The 282-nt window shown below is 42.9% G+C and carries 1 protein-coding gene; it reads right to left on the bottom strand.

Annotation, left to right across the window (positions count from 1 at the left end):
- Positions 1 to 55 precede the first annotated feature (55 nt).
- Positions 56 to 282, bottom strand: a 227-nt coding sequence (locus tag BMG01_RS10865) for a transposase (protein ID WP_084939559.1), incomplete at its 5' end; no start/stop codon positions are given.

Here is a 282-nt window from a genome sequence, read left to right as displayed (position 1 = left end):
AGTTTAAAATGCTGTTTTAGCAATGATTGGACAATAGGAAAATGGGTCTTACGTGTTACTTGCGATGTTCGCCCAGCAAAACGGCCGCAATTTTTAAAATTTCGTTTTCTTCTTTGAGTCTTGCGACTTCTTTCTGCATTGCATTAAATTGGGCGCGAGTCACTGGCTTACCAGTAACGTCCGTCCCAATGATTTGGGCTTTCTTCACCCAACCCGTGACGGTTTGTACAGCCAAATGGTATTCATTGGCTAGAGAATTAGCAGAACGTCCCTCGTTATACA

Origin of the sequence: Leuconostoc sp. BM2 (genome assembly GCF_002095565.1) — a bacterium.
Taxonomy (GTDB): Bacteria; Bacillota; Bacilli; order Lactobacillales; family Lactobacillaceae; genus Leuconostoc; species Leuconostoc falkenbergense.
Note: the sequence above shows the minus strand (reverse complement) of the source record. Positions and strands in the feature narration are given on the sequence as shown.